Consider the following 24,978-nt stretch of genomic DNA (forward strand, 5'->3'; position numbering starts at 1 on the left):
GGTGGCCCCGCGCCCGTGGACGGGCGGCGCCCCCCCCGGACGCGGGTCAGGACCAGTCGATGTGGGCGCCCCGGACCCACCCGGCGGCGCGCTCGTCGGCGGGCGTGGCCGGGCTCGTCCTGCCGGCCGGGTCGTCGGCCGCGGTGGCGTCGGGGCGGTGGAGCCGCAGGAAGAACTCGGCGTTCCCGTCCTGGCCGGCCAGGCCGGATCGGGTGAGGCCGCGGGGGGCGAGGCCGGCGCCCAGCGCGGCCGCGGCCACCCCGGCGACGGCGTCGCGGCGGGCGTCCGGATCGGTGACGACGCCGGAGCGCGGCAGGGCGCGCCGCCCGACCTCGAACTGGGGCTTGACCATGAGCAGCAGCTCCGCGCCGGGTCGGCACACGCCCGCGAGCGGGGCGAGGACGAGGCGCAGCGAGATGAAGGACAGGTCGGAGACCACCAGGTCCACCGGCCCGTCGATGTCCTCGGCCGTGAGGTCGCGGACGTTGAGCCCCTCGCGCACGAGGACGCGGGGGTCGGCCCGGACGGGCGGGGCCAGCTGGTCGTGGCCCACGTCGACGGCGGCCACCCGTTCGGCGCCCCGCTCGAGGAGGACCTGGGTGAATCCGCCGGTGGAGGCCCCGGCGTCGAGCGCCCGGCGGCCGGCCACGGCGACGTCCGGGAATGCCTCGAGCGCGCTGACGAGCTTGTGGGCCGCACGGGAGACGTACCGCGGGCCCGGGTCGCGCAGGCGCAGCGTGGCGTCGGCGGCCACGCGGTCGGAGGGCCGGCGCACCGGGCGGCCGTCGAGGAGGACCTGCCCCGCACGGATGAGCGCCGCGCCCTCCGTGCGGGAGCGGGCCAGGCCCCGGGCGGCCAGGGCGACGTCGGCGCGTGCGGTCTCAGCCACGCCGTGGGTCCGCGGAACCCTCGGCCCCGCCGGCGAGCAGAGCGGGCAGGTGCGCACGGACCCACGTGGGCCGGTCCGGCCCGGGGGCGGCGGCCGCGGTCTCGCGCGTGTCGATGCCGGTCAGGACGAGCACCGTGTCGAAACCCGCCGCGTTGCCGCCGCGGATGTCCGTGTCCAGGCGGTCGCCGACCACGAGGGGACGGGCCAGGCCGAGGGCCTCGGCCGCCGTCCGGAACAGTCGTGGCTCGGGCTTGCCCGCCGCGACGGGCGCGGTGCCGGTGGCCCGGCCCACCGCCTCGACGAGGGCCCCGTTGCCGGGGGCGATCCCCTCCGCGCGCGGGATCGAGGTGTCCAGGTTGGTGGCGACCCAGGTGGCCCCGGCGCGCACGGCGTACGCGGCCTCCGCCAGATCGGCCCAGCCGAGACCGGGGTCGAAGCCCTGGATCACCGCGTCGGGACGCTGCGCCGCGGACGCGACCACCTCGTAGCCCCGCTCCTCGACCACGGCGCGCAGGTACGCCGAGCCGACCACGAGCACCCGACCGGTGCGGCGGCCGAGCGTCTCCTCGAGCAGATCGACGCCCGCCGGTGCGGAGCCGAAGACCTGCCCCGCCTGCGCGGGCACCCCGAGCGTGCGGAGATGCTCGGCCACGGACTCCGGCGCGCGGGAGGCGTTGTTCGTCACGAACCCGACCGGCACACCCCGTTCCTGCAGCGTCGACAGCGTCTCGACCGCCCCGGCGATCGCGCCGCCTCCGGCGTAGACGACGCCGTCCAGGTCGCAGAGCAGCCCGTCGTGACCGTCGAAGAACGTGGCGCTCACCGCTCGTCTGCCTCCGGGGCCTCGAGGGCGTCGAACAGCGACAGCTGGTTCGGGCCGACCTCGTCCGGCGCGTCGACGGCGGCCGGCGGCTCCGTGACGGTCTCCGGACGGGGCGCCTCGGTCGGCTCCGTGGCGGCCTCCGGCTCCTCGGCCGGGGATCCGTCCGCCGTCGGCTCCGCACCGGCCTCGGCCGCATACCGCTCGTGGCGCCGTTCGCGGGGGGACGGGCGGCGGTCCCGGGGGTCCTCGACCGGCTCGGTGTCCACGTCGATGATCTCCGGGTCCGCGAACCCTCCCACGCCGAGGGCCTTCTCCGCGACGCGCACGGCACGCGCCCAGAGCCGAGCCTCGTCGCGGCGCCCCAGGGCGAGCAGCACGTCGGCCTGGCGCTGGAACAGCCGGGGAGAGAAGGGGTAGCCGCGCCGCCGGTCCAGTTCCGGGATCTGCAGGGCCTCATGGGCACCCTGAAGGTCGCCGGCGTCCTCGCGGATGCCGGAGACGACCATGGCCAGCTCGGCCCGCGCCGCCCGGTCCAGACGCGAGGCATCCACCTCGGCGGCCAGCTGCAGGGCCTTCTCCGTGCGGCCGAGGGCACGCTCGCTGTCCACCTGCGCGGCGATGTGGGTGTCGTCGCCCGTCATGCGCCGGTAGGTGCGGAACTCGCGCAGCGCGTCGGCGTACTCCCCCGCCGCGTAGGCGGTGAGCGCGACTGCCTCGCGCACGCGTGAGAGGCGGCCGCCCTTGCGGGACGCGGCGAGGGCGTGCTGGAACGCCAGCGCCGGGTCGACGTCCAGGTAGCGGCCGGCCATCACGAGATGCTTGGCGACCCAGCTGGCAGGACGCTCGTCAAGGCCGTTGATCTCCTTGAGCGTGCCGCGGTCGAGCTCCTGGCCCGTCACGTCCGGGTCGATGTCCGGAGAGCGCTCCTGGTCCGCACGATTCGCCGCTCGGAGGTCACCGGGATTGTGCGCGGGTCGTTCGGCGCGGTCCTCGCGACGAGGGCCCGTCGGCGCACCGCGGCGCTCGGGGCGTCCGCCCCCCTGGCCCGGGCCGCGCCGCCGGTCCTCGTGAGGCCCGCCGGAGCGGCGCCGGTCACCGGCACCGCTGCGAGGACGTCCGTCGCGGTCACCGCCACGACGCCGACCATCACCGCCACCACGGGGCCCGCGGCCCTCGGATCCGCGGTCCTCGCGGCGCTCTCGGGGGGTGTCCTCAGCCATGGTGTCCTTCCTGGGCGTCACGCCGCGACGGTCCGCGGGAACGCGGTCTCTGTTCCTCATGTGCCGGCCTCGCGGCCGGGTCCTCAGGGGACCAGGCTAGTGCCCGGAGCCTGTGGCAGACCGTCCTTGCGGGGAAAGCAGTCCAGAAATGCGGGAAGGGCCTCGCACCCAACGGTGCGAGGCCCTCCCTCAAAGAATGTCCGGCGGCGACCTACTCTCCCACAACCTCCCGGCTGCAGTACCATCGGCGCTGTGGGCCTTAGCTTCCGGGTTCGGAATGGAACCGGGCGTTTCCCCCACGCTATGACCGCCGTAACCCTAACCCCACACCACCACCCTCAACACGGGCAACAGCAGGGAAACCTACGGGTCACACAACAGTGACACTATTCAACTCAAAANACCACTTGCGCTCCCGCCGCAGGGCGTGGATCTGGGCGACCAAGACCGGATCGAGCTGGGCAGGTGAACGGTGCGGCCGGCTGGGCAGGTCCTGAAGGCCGGCTTCTCCCTGGGCGCGGTAGCGGGCGACCCATGCGCTCCCGCCGCAGGGCGTGGATCTGGGCGACCAAGACCGGATCGAGCTGGGCAGGTGAACGGTGCGGCCGGCTGGGCAGGTCCTGAAGGCCGGCTTCTCCCTGGGCGCGGTAGCGGGCGACCCAGGTGGCCACCGTGGGCCGGCTCACCCGGAACTCGGCGGCCACGTGCGCCTGCGGGATCCCGTCGTGCAGGTGGCGGTGGACCNGAATCCCGACCCACATCACTGCCGGCCGCGCACCCGGTGAGCACCACCCGCCCTGGACCTGCCATTCTCGGCATGAATCCGCGGATTCTGTGTTCTTCACCCCGCCTCCCGGTCACCCGGTCGGCGTCTTGAGCACGAGATGGAACTCTACACACGAACCCCACCGAACACAAAATCAGGGGTGACACCCGGCGGCCACGCATGAAAAAGGGCCCCGTTCTCCGCAGAATCCTGCGGAGAACGGGGCCCTGTGCTCCTCCCGTGGGCGGTTCCTCCGCCGTCGCCGCCCGTCGTGTCCTCGGTCACTTCTGGCGACCCGGTGGACACCGGTGGTCTGCGGCCGTGGTCAGGCCTCCCCCAGGTCCGCACCCGCCATGTTCTTCTTGCCCCGGCGCACCAGCAGGTGCCGGCCGGCGAAGGCGTCGTCTCGGGTGAACACCTGGTCGGCATCCGTCACCCGCACGTTGTTCACCGACGCGCCGCCGTCGCGCACCGTCCGACGCGCCTCTGAGCGCGAGGCGACCAGCCCGGTGGAGACCAGCAGCTCGACCGCGGTCACGGTGCCCGGCTCCCCCTCCCACTGGGTCCGGTCGGCCTGCGGCAGCTCGGCCAGCACGGCGGTCAGCGTGTCCGGATCCACGGTGGTGAGGTCGCCGCCTCCGAACACGGCCTGGGAGGCCTCGATGACCTTCGTCGCCGTCTCCTCTCCATGGGCCAGCGCGGTGACCTCCCACGCCAGGCGCTTCTGGGCCTCCCGGCGGAACGGCTCGTCGGCCACCTTCTGCGCGTACTCCTCGATCTCCGCGCGGGTCAGGAACGTGAAGACCTTGAGCCGGTCGACGACGTCCGCGTCCGCCGTGTTGAGCCAGAACTGGTAGAAGGCGTACGGGGAGCACATCTTCGCGTCGAGCCAGACGGCGTTGCCCTCGGACTTGCCGAACTTGGTGCCGTCCGCGTTCGTGATCAGCGGCGTGCCCAGCGCATGGGCGTGGGTCCCCTCCACCTTGCGGATCAGCTCGGTGCCGGCGGTGAGGTTGCCCCACTGGTCGGAGCCGCCGGTCTGGAGGGTCACGCCGTGCCGGCGGTGCAGCTCGAGGAAGTCGTTGCCCTGCAGCACCTGGTAGGAGAACTCCGTGTAGGAGATGCCCTCATCAGAGTTCAGGCGCTTGGCCACGATCTCCTTCTTCACCATGGTGCCGACGCGGAAGTTCTTGCCGACGTCCCGCAGGAAGTCCAGCGCGCTCATGCCCGCGGTCCAGTCCAGGTTGTTGACCATGGTCGCCGCGTTCTCCCCCTCGAAGGAGAGGTACGGCTCGATCTGCGCGCGCAGGGACTCCACCCACGCCGCCACGGTCTCCTGCGAGTTCAGAACGCGCTCCGAGGTCTGCCGCGGGTCGCCGATGAGCCCGGTGGCGCCGCCCACGAGGGCGTACGGGCGGTGGCCGGCGAGCTGCAGGCGGCGCAGGGTGAGCAGCTGGACCAGGTGTCCCAGGTGGAGGGACGGAGCGGTCGGGTCGAAGCCGCAGTAATACGAGACGGGCTCCCCGGCCAGCGCCTGCTCCAGCGCGGCCTCGTCCGTCGAGACGTGCACGAGCCCGCGCCAGCGCAGCTCCTGCCAGACGTTCTCGAAGCTCGGGTCGTTCGCCTGTGCGCGCAGTCGGGCCGCGCGCTCCTCGTTCTGGGGTGCCATAGCCCCCAGCCTAGCGACGCGCCCGCGCGCCTCCGCGACGCCGCGCACGTGCGACGTCGCCCGCGGGGCTCACTCCGGGACGTCCGCCAGCCCGGCCGGCAGCGCGGCCGCGTCCGTCCCGGCGACGACGGACAGCGACTGGGTGGCGCGGGTCATCGCCACGTACAGATCGCCCACCACCCCGCGCGCGTCGGCCACGATCCGCTCGGGCGAGACGAGGACGACGGTGTCGAACTCCAGTCCCTTGGTCTCCCACGGGGTGGCGACGACGATCTCGACGCCGGGCAGCGGCGCGGTGTCCACGGCCGCCTCCCCCCACCGCTCCCGGAGGACCGTGAGCAGCTCCCCCGTCCGCCCGGCGGGGGCGATCACGGCGGTCAGGGCCTCGGGCACGCGGTCCTTTTCAACTTCGACCGCCTCGAGGGCCAGGGCGGCGACGTCACCGCCCGGCTCCGTCACCAGACGCGGGCGGTGGTCGCCCTCGCGCACGGCGCGCGGATGGGAGACCTCGAGCCCGGCCGCCCGTGCGACCTGCGCGGCCCAGCGCATCACGCGCGCCGGCGAGCGGTAGTTCACGGTCAGCTCTTCCAGGCGCCAGCGGTCCCCGAACTCCGGGGCGAGGACGGACGCCCACGAGCCCGCCGCGTCGCGACGGGAGGACTGCGCGATGTCGCCCACGATGGTGAACGACTTCATCGGGCAGCGGCGCGCCAGCAGGCGCCACTGCATCGGAGAGAGCTCCTGGGCCTCGTCCACCACCACGTGCCCGTACGTCCAGGTGCGGTCGTGGGCCGCGGTCTCGGCGGTGGTCCGTCGCACGCCGCGCGCCTCATTGGCCGCGGCCAGCTGCTCGGCGTCCACGACGCCGTCGACGCCCAGGTCCGCGAGCGTCTGGTGCATGTTCTCCAGGGACGCCCGGGCGTTCTCGAGGTTGCGCTCGTGCTGGGCCGCGGACTCGCCGCCCCGGCCCGGGGTGTCGAGGCGTCCGAGCAGCTCGGCCGCCTCGTCCAGCAGGGGCACGTCGGCCTCGGTCCAGGGGGCGTCGGCCGGCCGAAGGAGCGCGCCGACCTCGGCGTCGGAGAGCCACGGGGCCGCCGCCCGGAGCAGGTCCTCCCGGGTGAGGAGGTCGCCGATGAGCTTCTCCGGCGTCAGCGGCATCCAGCAGAGGTTGAGCGCGATGCGCACGTCGCGCGAGGTGCGCACGTCCTCGAGCAGGAGGTCACGCTGCACCGGGGCGCCCGAGGACTTCTCCAGCTTCTTGCGCAGCTTCTCCGCGAGCTCGCGGACGAGGATCTTCACGAACGTCACCCGGGCCTCGTTGTGGGGCTTGCGGGTGGCCCGTGCCTTGTCCCGGGCGCGCCGGACCATGGCCGGCTTGAGCTTGACGGCCGTGCCGTCGATCATCAGGCGCCGCGGCTCGACGAGCAGGCGCTGGCGCTGCGCGACCGCGTGGGCGACGGCGTCCACCATGTCCAGCCGGCCCTTCACCGCCGCCGCGTCGAGGTCCCGCTCCGGGACGGCCCGCACACCCGGCATCAGCGTCCCCAGCGAGGACATCACGACACCGGTCTCGCCCAGCGAGGGCAGCACCCGCTCGATGTACCGCATGAACGCGGTCGACGGGCCGACGATCAGCACGCCCGAGCGCGCGAGGCGCTCCCGGTGGGTGTACAGCAGGTAGGCCGCACGGTGCAGGGCGACGGCGGTCTTCCCCGTGCCGGGCCCGCCCTGCACCACGACCGCCCCGGGCAGGGGCGCGCGGATCACCTCGTCCTGCTCCGCCTGGATCGTGGCGACGATGTCCCCCATCCGTCCCGTGCGTCGGGCGGTGACGGCGGCCAGCAGCGCACCCTGGGCATCGGCGCGCACGCCGTCCTCGCCCAGCAGCGTCGGGTCCAGGATGTCGTCCTCGAGGTCGCGCACCTCGCGCCCCCGCAGCATCAGGTGACGACGACGGCGCACGCGGCCCCGGTGGGCCGCCGTCGCCTGGTAGAAGGCGCCGGCCTCGGCCGCGCGCCAGTCGACGAGGAGGCGCTCGTGGTCCTCGGTGGTGAGGCCGATGCGCCCGATGTACCGCTGCTCGTCGGCCCCACCCTCCCGCTCGGCGTCGAGGTCGAGCCGGCCGAAGACGAGGCGGTCGTCCACGGCGTAGAGCTGGGCGAGTCGGTCCTCGTAGAGGCTGGCGAAGGCGTCGCGCTCGGAGTGGTTCTGCAGCGACCCCTGCGGGCCGGTCCGGCGCACGGCCGCGAGCTGGCGCTCCTTCTCCTCACGCAGGGCGTCGAGGCGGGCGTACCGCTCGGCGACCCGACCCCGCTCGAGGTCGAGCTCGGACTGGCGGACGGACACGGTATCGGTCATCGGGGGCCCTCGCGGTGCGGTGAGGGGCGGACCACGCTGCGGCCCGCCCGGCGGAAAAGTGACCACCCATGCTACGCCGACCGCGGTGAACGGCGGGTGACGCGGCGGTGCCCTGGGGGCGCCGCCGCGTCCGGCCCGGTCGGCGCCGCCTCGGCCGGGCGACCGCGTCAGCGGGCGTCGACGACGGAGCCCGGCGTGTCGGCCCAGCGGCGCAGCGGCGCCAGGGCGTCCTCGAGCGCCCCGATCTGCGCCGCGACGGCCGTCGGCGCGGTCCCGCCCTGGGCGTCGCGAGAGGCGAGCGAGCCCTCCGTGCTGAGCACCTCGCGGACCTGCGGGGTCAGCGCCGGCGAGATGGCCGCGTACTCGTCGTCCGTGAGGTCCCACAGCTCCACGCCCCGGGCCTCGGCCGCCTTCACGGCCTCGCCCGACAGCTCGTGGGCCTCGCGGAACGGGACCCCCTGGCGGACGAGCCACTCGGCGACGTCGGTGGCCAGCGCGAAGCCCTGCGGGGCCAGCTCCGCCATGCGCTCCGTCTGGAACTCGAGGGTGGCGATCATCCCGGAGACGGCGGGCAGCAGCAGCTCGAGGGTGTCCGCGGCGTCGAAGACGGGCTCCTTGTCCTCCTGCAGGTCGCGGTTGTAGGCCAGCGGCATGCCCTTGAGCGTGGCCAGCAGCCCCGTGAGGTCGCCGATGAGGCGGCCGGACTTGCCGCGGGCCAGCTCGGCGACGTCCGGGTTCTTCTTCTGCGGCATGATCGAGGACCCCGTGGAGTACGCGTCGTGCAGCGTCACGAAGCCCGCCTCCTTGGTGGCCCAGAAGATGACCTCCTCCGAGATGCGGGACAGGTCGACGCCGACCATCGCGGCGACCCACGCGAACTCCGCGTACACGTCGCGGGCGGCGGTGCCGTCGATCGAGTTCCACACGGCCGACTCGAAGCCGAGCTCGGTGGCCACGGCGTTCGGGTCCAGACCCAGGGAGGAGCCGGCCAGGGCCCCGGAGCCGTACGGCGAGACGGCCGCGCGCGCGTCCCAGTCCACGAGCCGCTGCAGGTCCCGCGCGAACGCCCAGGCGTGCGCGAGCAGGTGGTGCGAGAGCAGGACGGGCTGCGCGTGCTGCAGGTGGGTGCGGCCCGGCATCGGCGCGTACGGGTGCGCCCGCGCCTGATCGAGCAGCGCGTCCACCGTGGCGATCACGCCCCGCGCGATGATGCGGGCGTGGTCGCGCAGGAACATCCGGCCGAGGGTGGCGACCTGGTCGTTGCGGGATCGGCCGGCCCGCAGGCGGCCGCCGAGCTCGGGACCGGCCCGCTCGATGAGGCCGCGCTCGAGCGAGCCGTGCACGTCCTCATCGGACGCCGCCGGGGTGTAGGCACCGGAACGCACGTCCGCCTCGAGCCGGTCGAGGGCCGCGATCATCCCGTCCAGGTCGTCCGCACTGAGCAGACCGGCGGTGTGCAGCACCCGGGCGTGGGCACGGGAGCCGGCGATGTCATAGGGCGCCAGGCGCCAGTCGAAGTGCGTGGACTTGCTGAGCGCGGCGAGCGCCTCGGAAGGGCCGCCGGCGAAGCGGCCGCCCCACAGGGCGCCCTCGTTGGTCCCGTGGCGGGCGTCGGTGTTCTCGGTCATCGAAGGTCTCCTCGAGGTCGGTGACAGGCCGACGGCGGCCGGCCCGGGCGCGGGCGGGCCGCCGTCGTGCGCGGGGCGTGCGGGGTCAGTCGTTGGACAGGCGGGCGACGTCCTGGAGGTCGTCGCCGCCGCGCAGGCGCTGCTCGCGCTCCGAGGCCGTCTTCGCGGACAGGCCGAAGATGTCGATGAACCCGCGGGCCGAGGACTGGTCGAACGAGTCGCCCTCGTCGTACGTGGCGAGGTTGAAGTCGTACAGGCCGGTCTCGGACCGGCGACCCTGCACCGTCGCGCGGCCGCCGTGGAGCTCCAGGCGGATCTCACCGTTGACGTGCTCCTGGGTCGCGTCGATGAACGTGTCCAGGTTGCGCTTCAGCGGGGAGTACCACTGGCCGTCGTAGACCAGCTCGGTCCAGCGCTGGTCCACCTGCTTCTTGAAGCGCGCCTGTTCCCGCTCCAGGGTGACGTTCTCGAGCTCACGGTGGGCCGCGATCAGCGCCATGGCGCCCGGGGCCTCGTAGATCTCGCGGGACTTGATGCCCACGAGGCGGTCCTCGACGATGTCGATCCGGCCCACGCCCTGGGCGCCGGCCCGGCGGTTGAGCTCCTCGATGATCTCCAGCGGGCTCAGCGCACGGCCGTCGAGGGCCGTGGGGACGCCGCGCTCGAAGGCGATCGTGACCACGTCCGGCGCCGGCGGGAAGGCGGGGTCGTCCGTGTAGTCGTAGACGTCCTTCGTGGGGCCGTTCCAGATGTCCTCGAGGAAGCCGGTCTCGACGGCGCGGCCCCACACGTTCTGGTCGATCGAGAACGGGTTCTTCTTCGTGGTGACGATCGGCAGGTCGTTGCGCTCGGCGTACTCGATGGCCTTCTCGCGGGTCAGGGCGAGGTCGCGCACCGGGGCGATGCACTTCAGGTCGGGGCCGAGGGTCTGGATGGAGACCTCGAAGCGGACCTGGTCGTTGCCCTTGCCGGTGCAGCCGTGCGCCACCGTCGAGGCGCCGAACTGGCGGGCCGCCGCGACCAGGTGGCGGGAGATGACCGGACGCGAGATCGCGGAGACCAGCGGGTAGGCGCCCATGTAGAGGGCGTTGGCCTTGAGCGTGGGCATGCAGTACTGCTCGGCGAACTCCTCACGCGCGTCGGCCACGTAGGCCTCGACGGCGCCGCAGTCCAGGGCGCGCTGGCGGATCGTCTCGAGGGACTCGCCCCCCTGGCCCACGTCGACCGCGACGGCGACGACCTCGGCGCCCGTGGCCTCGGCGATCCAGCCGATGGCCACCGAGGTGTCCAGGCCGCCCGAGTAGGCAAGGATGATGCGTTCCTTCACGTTTTCTCCTTTATATAGGGGGGCGTCTCCGAGCGCGGCACGTGGCCGTCGAAGGCGTGCTCGGCGACGATCCTACCCGGGTCTTGAATAAATATGCAACTGACGGAATATCAGCTCCCGATGGATCCTGCGCAGCCCCTCTGCGCCCACCGCGGCGGCCACCCGCAACCATGGCCCCGCGCTCGAAGTTCGGGTCGAACGCGACGCCGGTAACGGCTTCGACCGTCGATCGTGACCTTCGCCCACGCCCCTGTGACGGAGGTTGTCCACACTGTCCAATCAGACGCCCTGAGATCCAATGCGGGCAGTGGCGTGCATTTCGTCCACGTACTCCCGCCTCAGGGAGCGATTCGTCACCTGATCTCAAATGTGAGACGGACGGGCAAGAATTCGTCGACCCATGATTTGACGCGAGGGGGGCTCCCGTCGTTGACTCTTCCGTAGCCGATTCGTGATCGAACCGTTATCTGACCGAGAGGTCGGGGACGGGGAGGCCACGACATCGAACCCCCTCCGACGGTCGCCCGCTGCTGGGTCGTCTCGAACCGACGGAGGGCATGACCCGACCAAGGAGAAGGACGACCCCGGTGTGCCTCGGCCACCGATCAGCGAGGACTCGCCATGGACACCATGACTCTCTTCACCACTTCCGCCACCCGCTCCCGCCGTGCCACCGCCTCGATCGTTGCGGGCATGACCCTCGCCGGCGCCGCCGCCGTGGGCTTCTCCGCTCCGGCCCAGGCCGCCACCGTGGACACCTGGGACCGCCTCGCCGAGTGCGAGTCCAACGGCACCTGGGACATCAACACCGGCAACGGCTTCTACGGCGGCGTGCAGTTCACCCTGTCCTCCTGGCAGGCCGTCGGCGGCGAGGGCTACCCGCACCAGGCCTCCAAGGCCGAGCAGATCAAGCGCGCCGAGATCCTCCAGGACCTGCAGGGCTGGGGCGCCTGGCCGCTGTGCTCGCAGAAGCTGGGCCTGACCCAGGCTGACGCGGACGCCGGTGACGTGGACGCCACCGAGGCCGCCCCGGTCGCCGTGGAGCGCACCGCCACCGTGCAGCGCCAGTCCGCCGCGGACGAGGCCGCCGCCGAGCGCTGGGCCGCCGAGCAGGCCGCTGCCGCCGAGGCTGCTGCCGAGCAGGCCGCCGCCGAGCGCTGGGCCGCCGAGCAGGCTGCTGCCGAGCAGGCCGCCGCCGAGCGCTGGGCCGCCGAGCAGGCTGCTGCCGACCAGGCCGCCGCCGACCAGGCCGCCGCCGAGCGCTGGGCCGCCGAGCAGGCTGCTGCCGAGCAGGCCGCCGCCGACAAGGCCGCTGCCCAGCGTGCCGCCGCCGCGGAGAAGGCTGCCGCTCAGAAGGCTGCCGCCGCGGAGAAGGCCGCCGCTCAGAAGGCTGCCGCCGCTGAGCAGGCCGCTGCCGCGGAGCAGGCCGTCGTCGCCGAGGCCGAGGCCGAGACCATCGTCGTCAAGTCCGGTGACTCCCTCTGGAAGCTCGCCAACGAGTACGAGGTGGAGGGTGGCTGGACCGCCCTCTACGAGGCCAACAAGGGCGCCGTCTCCGACGCCGCCGTGATCTACGTCGGCCAGGAGCTCGTCCTGCCGCAGGCTTGAGACGCCTGACCGGTCCCCCGGACCGGTACGACACGAGGAAGGCCCCCGCCGTCGGCGGGGGCCTTCCTCGTGCCTGGTGCCCGTCACCCGCGCGGGCGGGGCCGGACGGGTCGGTTAGCCCGCCAGACCCAGCAGGTGGGCCGCGACGGCCGGGGCGGACGTGGTCCCCGTGGTGATGAGGAGGATGGTGTCGTCGCCGGCGATCGTGCCCATCACGTGCTCCACGCGCGCCTGGTCGATCACGCTGGCCAGGAACTGCGCCGCGCCCGGGGGCGTGCGCAGGACCACGAGGTTCGCGGTGGGCTCGGCGGAGACGAGCAGCTCGCGGGCCATGCTCGCAAGGCGATTCAGCTGCGCGTCCGAGCCGCGGCCCGGCACGGCGGCGTCGTCGCCCTCCGCCGGAAGGGCGTAGACCATGCCGGCCGGCCCGCGCGTCCGCACCGCGCCGAGGTCCACCAGGTCCCGCGAGAGCGTGCCCTGGGTGACGGACAGCCCGCGATCGCCCAGGGCGTCCGAGAGTTCGGCCTGGGAGCGGATGCCCCGGGTGGCCAGGATCTCCCGGATCGCGGCCTGACGGGCGATCTTCGTCGTGGGGGCGGCCATCAGCGCGGCTCCTCGGCCAGGCCGGAGCGGTACAGCAGCCAGGCGATGAGCGCCTTCTGCGCGTGCAGCCGGTTCTCGGCCTCGTCGAACACCACGGACCGCGGCCCGTCGATCACCTCGGCCGTGACCTCGTAGCCCCGGTACGCGGGCAGGCAGTGCAGGAAGATCGCGTCGTCGGCCGCCCGCGCCATCGCGGCGGCGTCCACCTGGTAGTCCCGGAACAGCGCCAGGCGGGCCTCCTTCTCCTCCTCCTGGCCCATGGACACCCACGTGTCGGTCACGACGACGTCCGCGCCCGCCAGGGCCTCGGCCGCGTCCGTCGTGACGAGGACGGAACCGCCCGTCTCCGCCGCCCGCTGTCGAGCGGCGGCCACGACGTCCTCGGCAGGCAGGTGCCCCTCGGGGCCGGCGACCCGCACGTGCATGCCGGCCGTCGCGCACCCGAGCAGATACGAGTGGGCCATGTTGTTCGCCGCGTCCCCCAGATACGTAAGAGTGCGGCCCGCCGTGCCGCCGAGGTGCTCGCGCACCGTCAGCAGGTCGGCGAGGATCTGACAGGGGTGGTAGTCGTCGCTGAGCGCATTGACTACGGGCACCGAGGAATGGGCGGCCATCTCCTCGAGACCGGCCTGCGCGAACGTGCGCCAGACGATGACGCCGACCATCCGCTCCAGCACGCGGGCCGTGTCCGCCACGGACTCCTTGTGGCCCAGCTGCGACTCCCCCGGGTTCACGATCAGCGGCGTCCCGCCGAGCTCGGCGATGCCGGCCGCGAACGAGACGCGGGTGCGCGTGGAGGTCTTGTCGAAGAACACGATGCCGGTCCGGGGCCCGGCCAGCGGGCGGTGCCGGAACCGGTCGGCCTTCATCTGCGCGGCGAGGTCGAGCACCTCGGCCTGCTCGGCCGGGGCGAGGTCCGTGTCCACCAGGAAGTGGCGGACGGCGGCAGCGGGGGTCATGGGCGGTCTCCTTCGGCGGGGGTCAGGGCGGCGGTCACGAGCCCGGGCAGGGCTGCGGCGAAGCGCTCGAGCTCGGCCACGGGCACGGTGAGCGGCGGGGCCAGGCGCAGGGTGGAGGGGCCGGTGGCGTTGAGGATCCAGCCCGCCTGGAGGCCGGCGGCGACGACGGCGGGGGCCAGCCCGCCGGCCGGGGCCGGTCCCGCGGGGTCGGCCAGATCGACGCCGATCCACAGGCCGTGACCGCGCACCGCGGCCACCTCGTGCAGGTCCTCCAGCAGGGCGGCCACGGCCTCACCCGCGGCGCGGACGTGGCCGAGCAGGCCCTCGTCCTCGACGGTCTGGAGCACGGCCAGGCCCGCGGCGGTGGCCAGGGGGTTGCCGCCGAACGTGGTGCCGTGCTGGCCGGCGGTGAGCAGCCCGGAGACGGCGGGGCCGACGCACACGAGCGCCCCGATCGGCACGCCGCCGCCCAGTCCCTTCGCCAGGGTGAAGGCGTCGGGCACCACCGGCTCTGCCGCCCCGGTGACGGCCGGGTTCTGGAAGCCGAACCACGTGCCGGTGCGGCCCACGCCGGACTGCACCTCGTCGAGGATCATCAGGGCGCCGGCCTCGCGGGTCGCGGCCCGCACCTCGGCCAGGTAGCCGGCCGGCCAGCCGTGCACGCCGGCCTCGCCCTGGACCGGCTCGAGGATGACGGCGGCGACGGTGGCGCCGTCGTCGTCCGGGGCCAGGGCCGCCCGCAGGGCTGCGGCGTCCCCGCCCGGCACGTGCTCCACGCCGCCGGGCAGCGGCTCGAAGGGCGCCCGGTAGGCCTCCTTGTGCGTGAGCGCGAGGGCGCCCATCGTGCGGCCGTGGAAGGCCCGCTCGAGCGCGATCACCCGCGTCCGGCGGCCGGACGGGTCGTCCGCACCGTGGCGGCGGGCGAGCTTGAACGCGGCCTCGTTGGCCTCCGTGCCGGAGTTCGCGAAGAACACGGTGGAGCCCGCGGGCACGCCGGCCAGTTCCAGCAGGCGCTCGGCCAGGCGGATCTGCGGCTCGGAGGTGAAGAGGTTGGACACGTGGCCGAGCGTGGCGATCTGCTCGGACACGGCCCGCACCAGCGCCGGGTGGCCGTGGCCGAGCGCATTCACGGCGATGCCGGCCAGCAGGTCCGTGTAGCGCCGGCCGTCGGCGTCCCACACGTGGACCCCCTCGCCGCGCACGAGCACGCGGGTGGGGCGGCCGAAGACGCCGGTCAGGGCGGCGTGGTAGCGCTCCAGCAGCGCGGACTGGTCGGTGCTCATGCGTCCTCCTCGGGGGTGGTCGGGGCGGTGGGTTCGGCGTCGGGCACCACCTGGGTGCCGACGCCCGCGGAGGTGAAGACCTCCAGCAGCATCGAGTGGGGGCGGCGGCCGTCCACGACGTGGGCGCGCTGCACGCCGGCGTCCACGGCCGCCAGGCACGCGGCCATCTTCGGGATCATCCCGGAGGCCAGGGAGGGCAGCAGTGCACGCAGCTGGGCGGCGGTGAGCGAGCTGATGAGGGAGTCCCGGTCCGGCCAGTCGGCGTAGAGGCCCTCGACGTCGGTGAGCAGCACGAGCTTCGCGGCGCCGAGGGCGGCGGCCAGGGCCGCGGCGGCGGTGTCCGCATTGACGTTGAGGACCTGCCCGGTGGGCTCGCCGTCGTCGTCGATCTCGGGGGCGACCGACGAGACCACGGGAATCCGCCCGGACTCGATCACGTCGAGGATCGCGGTCGGGTCGACGCCGGTGACCTCCCCCACGAGGCCGAGGTCCACCTCCTGCCCGTCCACGACGGCGCCCGTGCGGCGGGCGCGCAGCAGCCCCGCGTCCTCGCCGGAGAAGCCGACGGCGTACGGGCCGTGGGAGTTCACGAGGCCGACCAGCTCGCGGCCCACCTGTCCCGTGAGCACCATGCGGACCACGTCCATGGCCTCCTCGGTGGTCACGCGCAGGCCGCCGCGGAACTCGGACGCGATGCCGAGGCGGTCGAGCATCGCGTTGATCTGCGGGCCGCCGCCGTGCACCACCACGGGGTGGACCCCCACGTGGTGCAGGAACACGATGTCCTCGGCGAACGCCCGGCGCAGCTCCTCCGACACCATGGCGTTGCCGCCGTACTTGACGACCATGACGGTTCCGGCGAACCGCCGGATCCAGGGCAGGGCCTCGACGAGGACCTCCGCCTTGGACTCGGCGCGGTCGAGCCGGTCCGCGGTGGACAGGACGGGTGCGGCCGCCGTGGCCGGGTCGGTGTGCGGGCTCATGCGGGGGGTCCTCACGTGGAGTAGGCGGAGTTCTCGTGGACGTAGTCGTGCGTCAGGTCGTTGGTCCAGACCGTGGCCTCGGCGTCGCCGGCGTGCAGGTCGACCTCGACGAGCACCTCGCGGGCCGTCAGGTCCACGCGGGAGCGGTCCTCCCCCACACCGGAGGCACGGCACACCTGGACGCCGTTGAAGCGCACGTCGAGGGCGTACGGGTCGAAGGCGGCGACCGACTCCGGGACCGTGCCGACGGCGGCGATCACGCGTCCCCAGTTCGGGTCCTGGCCGAAGATCGCGGTCTTGAACAGGTTGGAGCGGCCGACGGCGCGCGCGACGGCCTCGGCCGCCTCCTCGGTCTCGGCGTGGACCACGCGCACGGCGATGTCGTGCCGGGCGCCCTCGGCGTCGGCGACGAGCTGGCGGGACAGGTCCGCGCAGACCTCGTGGAGGGCCGCGGCGAACGCCTCGGGCTCGGGCGCGGTCCCGGACGCGCCCGAGGCCAGCAGGATCACGGTGTCGTTGGTGGACATGCACCCGTCCGAGTCGACCCGGTTGAAGGTGGCGCGCACGGCCTCGCGCAGGGCCGCGTCGAGGGCGGGTGCGGGGACGTCGGCGTCCGTGGTGATGACGCTGAGCATGGTGGCCATGCCGGGCGCCAGCATGCCCGCACCCTTGGCCATGCCGCCCACGATGAAGCCCTCGCCGCGGGCCACGGCGGTCTTGGCCACGGTGTCCGTGGTCTTGATCGCGACGGCGGCGTCCTCGCCGCCGTCCGGACTCAGGGCGGCGACCGCCTCGGACACGCCCGCGGTGAGCGTGTCCATCGGCAGGCGTTCGCCGATGAGGCCGGTCGAGCAGACGAGCACGTCGTCGGCGGAGGTCCCGAGGGCCGCGGCCGCGTGCTCGGCGGTGCGACGGGCGTCCTCGAGGCCCTCGGTGCCGGTGGCCGCGTTGGCCCCGCCGGAGTTCAGGACGACCGCGGTCGCGCGACCGTCCCGCACGGCGCGGCGGGTCCAGACCACGGGGGCGGCCGCCACCCGGTTCTCGGTGAGGACGGCGGCGGCCGCGTCGCGCGGGCCCTCGTTGACGACGACGGCGACGTCGGGCGTGCCCGAGGCCTTCAGCCCCGCGGTGACGCCGGCCGCCCGGAACCCCTGTGCTGCGGTGACGCTCACGGCGCGACCCCCTGCTGCTCGAGCCCCGCCTGCTCCGGCAGGCCCAGGGCGATGTTCATGGACTGCACGGCGCCGCCGGCCGTGCCCTTGGTGAGGTTGTCGAGCGCCGCGCAGACGATCACGCGGCCGGCCCGCTCGTCCACGGCGAGCTGCAGCTGCACGTGGTTGGAGCCGAGGACCGCCTTCGTGGTGGGCCACTGTCCCTCGGGGAGCAGGTGCACGAAGCGTTCGCCGCCGTAGGCCGCGGCCCACGCCGCGCGTACGTCCGCGGAGGCGACGCCGGGACGCAGGCGCGCCGTGGCTGTCGCGAGGATGCCGCGCGACATCGGCGCGAGCGTGGGCGTGAAGGAGACGCGGACCGGCTCGCCGGCCGCCTGGGCCAGGCCCTGCTCGATCTCCGGGGTGTGCCGGTGCCCGCCGCCGACGCCGTACGGGCTCATCCCGCCCATGACCTCGGCGCCGAGCAGGTGCGGCTTCAGCGCCTTGCCCGCCCCGGAGGTGCCCGAGGCGGCGACGATCACCACGTCCTGCGGCTCGAGCAGCCCCGCGGCGAAGCCGGGCGCGAGGGCGAGGATCGAGGTGGTCGGGTAGCACCCGGGGACGGCGATGCGGCGGGTGCCGGCGAGTCGCTCGCGCTGACCGGGCAGCTCGGGAAGGCCGTAGGGCCAGGTCCCGGCGTGCGCGGTGCCGTAGAAGGCCTCCCAGTCCGCGGCGGACTCGAGGCGGTGGTCGGCGCCCGCGTCGATCACCAGGGTGTCCGGGGAGCGCTCGGCGATCTCGGCCGCGAGCGCCCCGGAGGCCCCGTGGGGCAGCGCGAGGATCACGACGTCGTGACCGGCGAGGACGTCCGCGGTGGTCTCGGCGAGGACGCGGTCCGCCAGGGCGTGCAGGTGCGGCTGGAGGGCGCCGAGGCGCTCCCCCGCGTTCGAGTGGGCCGTGATGGCTCCGACGGTGACGGACGGGTGGCCGGCGAGCAGGCGCAGGGCCTCTCCCCCGGCGTAGCCGCTGGCTCCGGAGACGGCGACGGTGTGGGTCATGGCCCCATCCTAGCGTAGATATGCGTTGCACGGAATATCTATGCGGTGCCTCGGGTCCCCCGGGACGGGCCGGATGTCCGGGCCCGCTCCTAGAGTGGGGCCATGACCACTGCGAACACCCCCGCCGTCCCCCGCACCCACCACGCCGTCGTCGTGTCCGCCACGGGCGGCCCCGAGGTCCTGCAGTGGACCGAGACGGAGGTGCCCTCTCCCGCACCGGGGCACGTGCTGGTGCGGACCGCCGCGGCGGGCCTGAACTTCATCGAGACGTACCAGCGCTCCGGGACCTACGCGATGGACCTGCCCTTCACCCCCGGCACGGAGGGCTCCGGCGAGGTCGTCGCGCTCGGCGAGGGCGTGGACGCCGCGCTCCTGGGGGCCCGTGTCGCCACCGCGACGGCCACCGGTGCGTACGCCGAGCACTTCACCGCCCCCGCGGATCGTCTCCTCGCCGTCCCGGAGGGCATCGACCTGGCCGAGGCCGCCGCCCTTCCGCTGCAGGGCATGACGGCCCACTACCTCTGCCGGTCCACCTTCCCGGTGGAGGAGGGCCACACGGTGGTCGTGACGGCCGGTGCCGGCGGCGTGGGGCTCCTGCTCACCCAGCTCGCGACGGCCCGCGGCGCCCGCGTGGTCACCACGGCGTCCACGGAGGAGAAGCGGGAGCTGTCCCGGGGCGCGGGCGCCGTCGCCGCGGTGGACTACCCGGACCTCGCCGCCACGGTGGCCGAGCTGACCGACGGCGAGGGCGCGCACGTCGTGTACGACGGCGTGGGGAAGGACACCTTCGACACCTCGCTCGAGGTGCTGCGCGTGCGCGGCACACTCGTGCTCTTCGGCGGGGCCTCCGGGCAGGTGCCCCCCTTCGACCTGCAGCGGCTCAACGCGGCCGGCTCGCTGTACGTCACCCGGCCCTCGCTGGTGCACTACACGCGCACGGGCGAGGAGACCCGCTGGCGTGGTGGAGAGGTGTTCGGGGCGTGGGCCTCCGGCGAGCTCGACGTACGGATCGGCGAGCGCTTCCCGCTGGCGGACGCGGCCGCCGCGCACGCCGCACTCGAGTCCCGGTCGACGACGGGCAAGGTGCTGCTCACCCTGTCCTGAGCCGGACCCGCCCGGTGCCTTCCAGGCGCCCCGCGCGGCCGCGGGCGGGGCATAGAATGTCCCGCTGCGGCCTGGTCCGCGTCCGACCCTCGGTTTGCCGCTCACACCCCCGGAGGCCCCTGTGTCCCTTTCGTCCGCCGCGCCCCGGGACAGCTCCCGCTTCTCCTCCGTGGACGCCGTGGTGACCACGCGGGCGCCGCGGGCCGTCGCGAGCTGGGTGAGCAGGAGCTCCGTCCCCCTCGACCCCGCGGGCGCGCCGCATCGGCCGCAGCTGCCCGGCTCCGAGCGCACCCCGCCCGCCCGGACGCTCGTGGAGCTCTTCGACGCCACGGCGCGCGAGCACCCGGACGCGACCGCCCTGGACGACGGCGTCGAGCCGCTGACGTACGCGGAGCTGCGGGAGCGCGTCGACGAGACCGCCCGCCACCTGTGGGCCGCCGGCGTGCGGGCGGGAGACCGGGTCGGCGTGCGGATCGCCTCGGGCACGGCCGCGCTGTACGTCTCGATCCTCGGCGTGCTCGCCGCCGGCGCGGCCTACGTCCCCGTGGACGCGGACGATCCGGAGGAGCGCGCCCGCCTCGTGTTCGGCGAGGCGAAGGTGGCCGGCGTCCTCACCGACGAGCGGGTCTACGCCCCGCACCCCGAGCACACCGCGGACCCGGCCGCGGAGGCCCGCGCCCCCGGGCTCGAGGACGACGCGTGGATCATCTTCACCTCTGGCTCGACGGGCACCCCCAAGGGCGTGGCGGTGAGCCACCGCTCGGCCGCGGCCTTCGTGGACGCCGAGGCGCGGATCTTCCTGGCGGACGATCCGCTCGCCCCGGGCGACCGCGTGCTGGCGGGACTGTCCGTCGCGTTCGACGCCTCGTGCGAGGAGATGTGGCTCGCCTGGCGTCACGGTGCGTGCCTGGTCCCGGCCCCCCGCTCGCTCGTGCGCTCCGGCATGGACCTCGGCCCGTGGCTCGCCGAGCGGCGCATCACCGCCGTGTCCACCGTGCCGACCCTCGCCGCGATGTGGCCCACCGAGGCCATGGACAACGTCCGGCTGCTGATCTTCGGCGGCGAGGCCTGCCCGCCCGAGCTCGCCGCGCGCCTGGCGGAGGACGGCCGCGAGGTCTGGAACACCTACGGCCCCACGGAGGCCACCGTCGTCGCGTGCGCGGCCCCGCTCACGGGTCTCGGCCCGGTCCGCATCGGCCTGCCCCTGGACGGCTGGGACCTGGCCGTCGTCGACCCGCAGACCACGCTGCCCGTGGCCGAGGGCGAGACGGGCGAGCTGATCATCGGCGGCGTCGGCCTGGCCCGCTACCTCGACCCGGCCAAGGACGCCGAGAAGTACGCCCCCATGCCCTCCCTCGGCTGGGAGCGTGCCTACCGCTCCGGTGACCTCGTGGTCTTCGAGCCGGAGGGCCTGCTGTTCGTCGGCCGCGCCGACGACCAGGTGAAGCTCGGCGGCCGCCGCATCGAGCTCGGCGAGGTGGACGCGGCCCTCCAGGCCCTGCCCGGCGTCCACGGCGGCGCCGCGGCCGTGCAGACCACCCCGGCGGGCCACCAGATCCTCGTCGGCTACCTCGTCCCCGCGGACCCCGAGGCCGAGCTCGACCTGCACATGGCCCGCGAGCACCTCGCGGCGGAGCTGCCGGCCGCACTCGTGCCCCGGCTGGCCGTCGTGGACTCCCTGCCCACGAAGACCTCCGGCAAGGTGGACCGCCACGCGCTGCCGTGGCCCCTGCCCGGCGCCGAGGTGGACGAGGACGCGCCCCAGCCGAACGAGGACACCGCCGACGGCTGGGTGCTGCGCCAGTGGGCGGACGTGCTCGGCGCGCCCCCCAAGGACGCCGACACCGACTTCTTCGAGGCCGGCGGCGGCTCGCTCGCCGCTGCCCAGCTCGTGGCCCGCCTGCGCCTGCGCCACCCGGCCGTGACCGTCCAGGACGTCTACCGCAACCCCACCGCCGGGGCCCTCGTGGCCGCCGTCGTGGGCGACGACGGCCCCCGCGGCATCGAGGTGCACGACCGGCACGTCGACCGCACCCGCCACCGCACCCAGTGGGTCCAGACCCTCGTGGGACTGCCCGTGTTCGTCCTGCCCGCCCTGCGCCTGGGCGTGTGGACCGGCCTGGCCCTGAACCTGCTGACGCTCTCCGGGCTCGCGCCCGGGCTGCCCACCGTGCCGTGGTGGGTGCTGATCGTGGCCGGTCTGCTGGTGGTGACCGTGCCCGGCCGCATGCTGCTCACCGCCGCGACGGCCCGGCTGCTGCTGCGCGGCGTGAGCCCCGGGTCCTACCCGCGCGGTGGCCGCGTCCACCTGCGCCTGTGGCTCGCCCAGCAGATCAGCGACCTCGTGGACCCCTACTCGCTGGCCGGCGCCACGTGGGTGCCCGCCTACGCGCGACTGCTGGGCAACCGGATCGGCAAGGACGTGGACATGCACACCGTGCCACCGGTCACCGGCATGCTCACGGTCGAGGAGGGCGCCGCGATCGAGCCTGAGGTGGACCTGTCCGGCTACTGGGTCGACGGCGACGTCGTCCGGCTCGGCGAGGTGCGCATCGGCGCGGACGCCGTCGTGGGCGCCCGCTCCACGCTCCTGCCGGGCGCCCAGGTCGGCGCCGGGGCGCACGTCGAGGCCGGGTCCACCGTCGCCGGGCGGGTGCGCGGCGGCCAGCGCCACGCCGGCTCCCCCGCCGTCAACGTGGGCAAGGTGAAGTCCCGCGGCCCCGCCGAGGCGCCGCGGGAGACCCCGGGCTGGCGCCTGATGGCGACCGTCCTCTCGACCCTCATCTCCCTCCTTCCGCTCGTCTCCGCCGCCGCGGCGGCCGCGGTGGCCGCGTGGTCGCTGACCTGGTGGCCGCCGGCCCCGGAGGCGGGGCCGCTGGCCGCCGTCGGGACCACCGCGGCGCGCCTGCTGGCCGCAAGCCCCCTGGTGGCCGGCGTCTGGTTCCTGACCCAGATGCTGCTCGTGCTCGTCACCGTGCGCCTGCTCGCGCTCGGCATCACGGAGGGGCACCACCCCGTGCGCTCCCGGGTCGGCTGGCAGGTGTGGGCCACCGAGCGCGTCCTCGACGCCGCCCGCGACCAGCTGTTCCCGATCTACGCCTCCCGCTTCACGCCGACGTGGCTGCGCCTGCTGGGCGCCGAGGTGGGCCGCGGCGTCGAGGCCTCCACCGTGGTGCTCCTGCCCTGCATGACCCGCGTGGGCGACGGCGCGTTCCTCGCCGACGACACGATGGTCTCCTCCTACTCCCTCGACGGCGGGTGGATGCACGTGGCCCCCGCGAAGGTCGGCAAGCGCTCGTTCGTGGGCAACTCCGGCATGGTGCCCGGCGGCCGCACCCTGCGCCGCGACTCGCTCGTGGCGGTGCTGTCCACCACCCCGGCCAAGACCAAGGCGGGCACGTCCTGGATGGGCTCCCCGCCCGTGCGCCTGCGCCGCAACGAGGTCACCGCAGACGCCGCCCTCACCTACGACCCGCCGGCCCGACTCAAGGCCGCCCGCACCGCCTGGGAGCTGCTGCGCGCGATCCCGGTGTGGCTGCACGTGGCCCTGTCCCTCGCCGTCGGCGCGACGCTGGCCGCCCTCATCGCGGTCGGCACGTGGGCGCTGGCCTTCGTCCTGGGCGGCGTCGTCCTGCTCGCGGCCGGCGCGGTCGCGGCGAGCCTGACCGTGCTCGCCAAGCGGGTCTTCGTCGGCCGGATCCGCGCGGGCGAGCACCCGCTGTGGTCCTCGTTCATCTGGCGCAACGAGGTCGCGGACACCTTCACCGAGTTCCTCGCCGCCCCGTGGTTCAGCCGGGCCGCGGCCGGCACCCCCGCCCTGGTCTGGTTCCTGCGCGCGATGGGCGCCCGCATCGGCCACGGCGCCTGGGTCGAGTCCTACTGGCTGCCCGAGGCCGACCTCGTGGAGCTCGGCGACGGCGCCACCGTGAACCGCGGCTGCGTCGTCCAGACCCACCTGTTCCACGACCGCGTGATGTCCCTGGACGCCGTCGTCCTGGAGGACGGCGCCACCCTCGGCCCCCACTCCGTGGTGCTGCCCGCCGCCCGCCTGGGCCGCGGCACCACCGTCGGTGCCGGGTCCCTCGTGATGCGCGGCGAGGAGCTGCCCGCCGGCACGTGGTGGCTCGGCAACCCGGTCTCCCCGTGGCGTCGTCCCGACGGCGACCCCGCCGCCGCGGCCACCCCCTCCCGAGAGGAAGCATGAGCACCGATCCCTACGTCCCGGGCGTCGGCACCGACGCCGCCACCGTCGAGCACATCGCACTGGACCTCGACGTGCGCCTGGCCGCGAACCGGGTCTCCGGCACCGCCGTCCTGCGCGTGCGCCTGACGAAGCAGAGCCGCCGCATCGAGCTGGACCTGTACCGGCTGCGCGTGTCCCGGGTGGACGCCGTCGTCGACGGCCGCGCCGTCGCCTCCTCGTTCACCCAGCCGGGCCGCGCCCCGAGCCGCCTCGTCGTCGACCTGGACGAGAGCCGGCCGGAGGGCACGCTCGTGGAGCTGACCGTGGTCTACGCGGGCACGCCCACGCTGCGGCGCAGCCCGTGGGGCACGATCGGCTGGGAGGAGCTCACGGACGGCGTGCTCGTGGCCGGGCAGCCCCACGGCGCCTCCACGTGGCTGCCGTGCGTGGACTCCCCCACCTCCCGCTCGACGGCGGAGATCACCCTCACCTGCGACGCGGGCTACCTGCCCGTCGCCAACGGCGTGGGCGCGCCCGTGCGCACGCGCGGCTCGCGGGTCACGTGGCGGTGGCGGCTCGACCAGCCCGTGCCCGCCTACCTGCTCAGCGTGCAGATCGGCCGCTACCGGCTCGTGGACGCCGCCCCTCCCGCCGAGGGCCTGCCGCCGCTGCGCCTCGTGGTCTCCCCGCGGACCGAGCAGCGGGCCCTCCGGGCCCTTGCCCCCCAGCCGGCCATGATGGCCACGTTCATCGACGCCTACGGGCCATACCCATTCGAGGACTACACCGCGGTCGTGGCCGACGAGGAGCTCGAGATCCCGCTCGAGGCCGCGAGCATGTCGCTGTTCGGCACCAACCACCTGGACGGCTCGTGGGAGTCCGAGCGGCTGATCGCCCACGAGATGTCCCACCAGTGGTTCGGCAACGCCGTGACCCTGGGCCGCTGGTCCGACCTGTGGCTGCACGAGGGCTTCGCCTGCTGGTCCGAGTGGCTGTGGGCCGAGGCCTCGGGGCGGTCCAGCATCACCTCGATGGCGCGGCGGGCCTGGCAGAAGCTGGCCGCGCACCCGGTGGAGCAGGCGCTGGCCGAGCCCGGGCCGGAGGAGATGTTCGAGGACTGGGTGTACAAGCGCGGCGCGCTCACTGTGGAGGCGCTGCGGCACCTGCTGGGCACGGACCTCTTCGGCTCCATGCTGCGCGCCTGGGTGCGGGAGCACCGGTTCGGCACCGTCGACTCCCTGGGGCTGCGCACGCACGTGCACGCGTGGGCCCCGCACGCCGGGGTGAGCCGAGCGCAGGTGGACGAGCTCTTCGACGCGTGGACGCTGCGGCCCGAGCTGCCGCCGTTCCCGGGCTGAGGCGCCCG

17 protein-coding genes, 1 rRNA gene and 2 pseudogenes are annotated in these 24,978 nt (G+C 74.4%); 4 read left to right on the top strand and 16 right to left on the bottom strand.

Annotation, left to right across the window (positions count from 1 at the left end; genetic code table 11):
- Positions 1 to 46: 46 nt before the first annotated feature.
- From CITRIK5_RS05800 to CITRIK5_RS05845, 10 genes and pseudogenes are all read right to left on the bottom strand, one after another.
- Positions 47 to 889, bottom strand: coding sequence for a TlyA family RNA methyltransferase (locus CITRIK5_RS05800; RefSeq protein WP_159833249.1), 843 nt, complete (start codon positions 887 to 889; stop codon positions 47 to 49).
- Positions 882 to 1,712, bottom strand: a complete 831-nt coding sequence (locus CITRIK5_RS05805) for an HAD-IIA family hydrolase (protein ID WP_159833251.1) — start codon at positions 1,710 to 1,712, stop codon at positions 882 to 884. Before CITRIK5_RS05805 ends, CITRIK5_RS05800 begins: the two co-directional genes overlap by 8 nt.
- A complete protein-coding gene (locus tag CITRIK5_RS05810; protein ID WP_236557150.1) occupies positions 1,709 to 2,611 on the bottom strand; it encodes a hypothetical protein in 903 nt (300 codons plus the stop codon). Before CITRIK5_RS05810 ends, CITRIK5_RS05805 begins: the two co-directional genes overlap by 4 nt.
- Positions 2,612 to 3,130: 519 nt before the next feature.
- Positions 3,131 to 3,247: ribosomal RNA gene (gene rrf, locus CITRIK5_RS05815) — 5S ribosomal RNA — on the bottom strand.
- 87 nt (positions 3,248 to 3,334) lie between these two features.
- Positions 3,335 to 3,524, bottom strand: a pseudogene (locus CITRIK5_RS12440) (helix-turn-helix domain-containing protein); the annotation flags it as partial.
- A pseudogene (locus CITRIK5_RS05825) lies at positions 3,469 to 3,676 on the bottom strand (helix-turn-helix domain-containing protein); the annotation flags it as partial. The pseudogenes CITRIK5_RS05825 and CITRIK5_RS12440, both read right to left, overlap by 56 nt.
- A 347-nt stretch (positions 3,677 to 4,023) precedes the next feature.
- Positions 4,024 to 5,367 (bottom strand): tyrosine--tRNA ligase, encoded by a 1,344-nt coding sequence (tyrS, locus tag CITRIK5_RS05830; protein WP_159833255.1) that lies wholly within the window; start codon positions 5,365 to 5,367, stop codon positions 4,024 to 4,026.
- A 69-nt stretch (positions 5,368 to 5,436) separates the two neighbouring features.
- Positions 5,437 to 7,725 (bottom strand): UvrD-helicase domain-containing protein, encoded by a 2,289-nt coding sequence (locus tag CITRIK5_RS05835; RefSeq protein WP_159833257.1) that lies wholly within the window; start codon positions 7,723 to 7,725, stop codon positions 5,437 to 5,439.
- 167 nt (positions 7,726 to 7,892) lie between these two features.
- A complete protein-coding gene (argH, locus tag CITRIK5_RS05840; protein ID WP_044659914.1) occupies positions 7,893 to 9,353 on the bottom strand; it encodes an argininosuccinate lyase in 1,461 nt (486 codons plus the stop codon).
- A gap of 85 nt (positions 9,354 to 9,438) precedes the next feature.
- Positions 9,439 to 10,680: an argininosuccinate synthase gene (locus CITRIK5_RS05845; protein ID WP_020625386.1), complete on the bottom strand. Its 1,242-nt coding sequence runs from the start codon at positions 10,678 to 10,680 to the stop codon at positions 9,439 to 9,441.
- Between the two features lie 621 nt (positions 10,681 to 11,301).
- Here CITRIK5_RS05845 and rpf point away from each other — a divergent pair.
- Positions 11,302 to 12,288: a resuscitation-promoting factor Rpf gene (gene rpf / locus CITRIK5_RS05850; RefSeq protein ID WP_159833259.1), complete on the top strand. Its 987-nt coding sequence runs from the start codon at positions 11,302 to 11,304 to the stop codon at positions 12,286 to 12,288.
- A gap of 114 nt (positions 12,289 to 12,402) precedes the next feature.
- Here the strand turns inward: rpf and argR are convergent, their stop codons facing one another.
- The 6 genes from argR to argC are packed head-to-tail and all read right to left on the bottom strand — an operon-like array spanning position 12,403 to position 18,325.
- A complete protein-coding gene (gene argR, locus CITRIK5_RS05855; protein ID WP_036337506.1) occupies positions 12,403 to 12,891 on the bottom strand; it encodes an arginine repressor in 489 nt (162 codons plus the stop codon).
- On the bottom strand, positions 12,891 to 13,850 hold the full coding sequence (argF, locus tag CITRIK5_RS05860) for an ornithine carbamoyltransferase (RefSeq protein WP_159833261.1): 960 nt from the start codon (positions 13,848 to 13,850) through the stop codon (positions 12,891 to 12,893). Before argF ends, argR begins: the two co-directional genes overlap by 1 nt.
- A complete protein-coding gene (locus CITRIK5_RS05865; protein ID WP_159833263.1) occupies positions 13,847 to 15,133 on the bottom strand; it encodes an acetylornithine transaminase in 1,287 nt (428 codons plus the stop codon). The genes argF and CITRIK5_RS05865 overlap by 4 nt, the downstream gene beginning before the upstream one ends.
- Positions 15,130 to 16,116 carry an acetylglutamate kinase gene (gene argB / locus CITRIK5_RS05870; RefSeq protein ID WP_169577793.1) on the bottom strand — a complete coding sequence of 329 codons (987 nt, stop codon included), beginning with the start codon at positions 16,114 to 16,116 and terminating at the stop codon, positions 15,130 to 15,132. The genes CITRIK5_RS05865 and argB overlap by 4 nt, the downstream gene beginning before the upstream one ends.
- Before the next feature lie 11 nt (positions 16,117 to 16,127).
- Positions 16,128 to 17,288 carry a bifunctional glutamate N-acetyltransferase/amino-acid acetyltransferase ArgJ gene (argJ, locus tag CITRIK5_RS05875; protein WP_159833265.1) on the bottom strand — a complete coding sequence of 387 codons (1,161 nt, stop codon included), beginning with the start codon at positions 17,286 to 17,288 and terminating at the stop codon, positions 16,128 to 16,130.
- Positions 17,285 to 18,325: an N-acetyl-gamma-glutamyl-phosphate reductase gene (argC, locus tag CITRIK5_RS05880; RefSeq protein WP_159833267.1), complete on the bottom strand. Its 1,041-nt coding sequence runs from the start codon at positions 18,323 to 18,325 to the stop codon at positions 17,285 to 17,287. Before argC ends, argJ begins: the two co-directional genes overlap by 4 nt.
- 102 nt (positions 18,326 to 18,427) lie before the next feature.
- On the opposite strand from argC, the gene CITRIK5_RS05885 reads away from it, so the two are divergent.
- The 3 genes from CITRIK5_RS05885 to CITRIK5_RS05895 all read left to right on the top strand — a co-directional run bounded on the left by CITRIK5_RS05885 (position 18,428) and on the right by CITRIK5_RS05895 (position 24,970).
- The gene (locus tag CITRIK5_RS05885) at positions 18,428 to 19,429 is read left to right on the top strand and encodes a quinone oxidoreductase (protein ID WP_036315656.1); all 1,002 of its coding nucleotides are present in this window, start codon (positions 18,428 to 18,430) and stop codon (positions 19,427 to 19,429) included.
- 217 nt (positions 19,430 to 19,646) lie between these two features.
- Positions 19,647 to 23,633, top strand: coding sequence for a Pls/PosA family non-ribosomal peptide synthetase (locus CITRIK5_RS05890; protein ID WP_201294462.1), 3,987 nt, complete (start codon positions 19,647 to 19,649; stop codon positions 23,631 to 23,633).
- Positions 23,630 to 24,970 (top strand): M1 family metallopeptidase, encoded by a 1,341-nt coding sequence (locus CITRIK5_RS05895; protein WP_036337490.1) that lies wholly within the window; start codon positions 23,630 to 23,632, stop codon positions 24,968 to 24,970. The genes CITRIK5_RS05890 and CITRIK5_RS05895 overlap by 4 nt, the downstream gene beginning before the upstream one ends.
- Positions 24,971 to 24,978 lie beyond the last annotated feature (8 nt).

The organism is Micrococcus sp. 116 (assembly GCF_902506395.1).
Lineage (GTDB): Bacteria > Actinomycetota > Actinomycetes > Actinomycetales > Micrococcaceae > Micrococcus > Micrococcus luteus.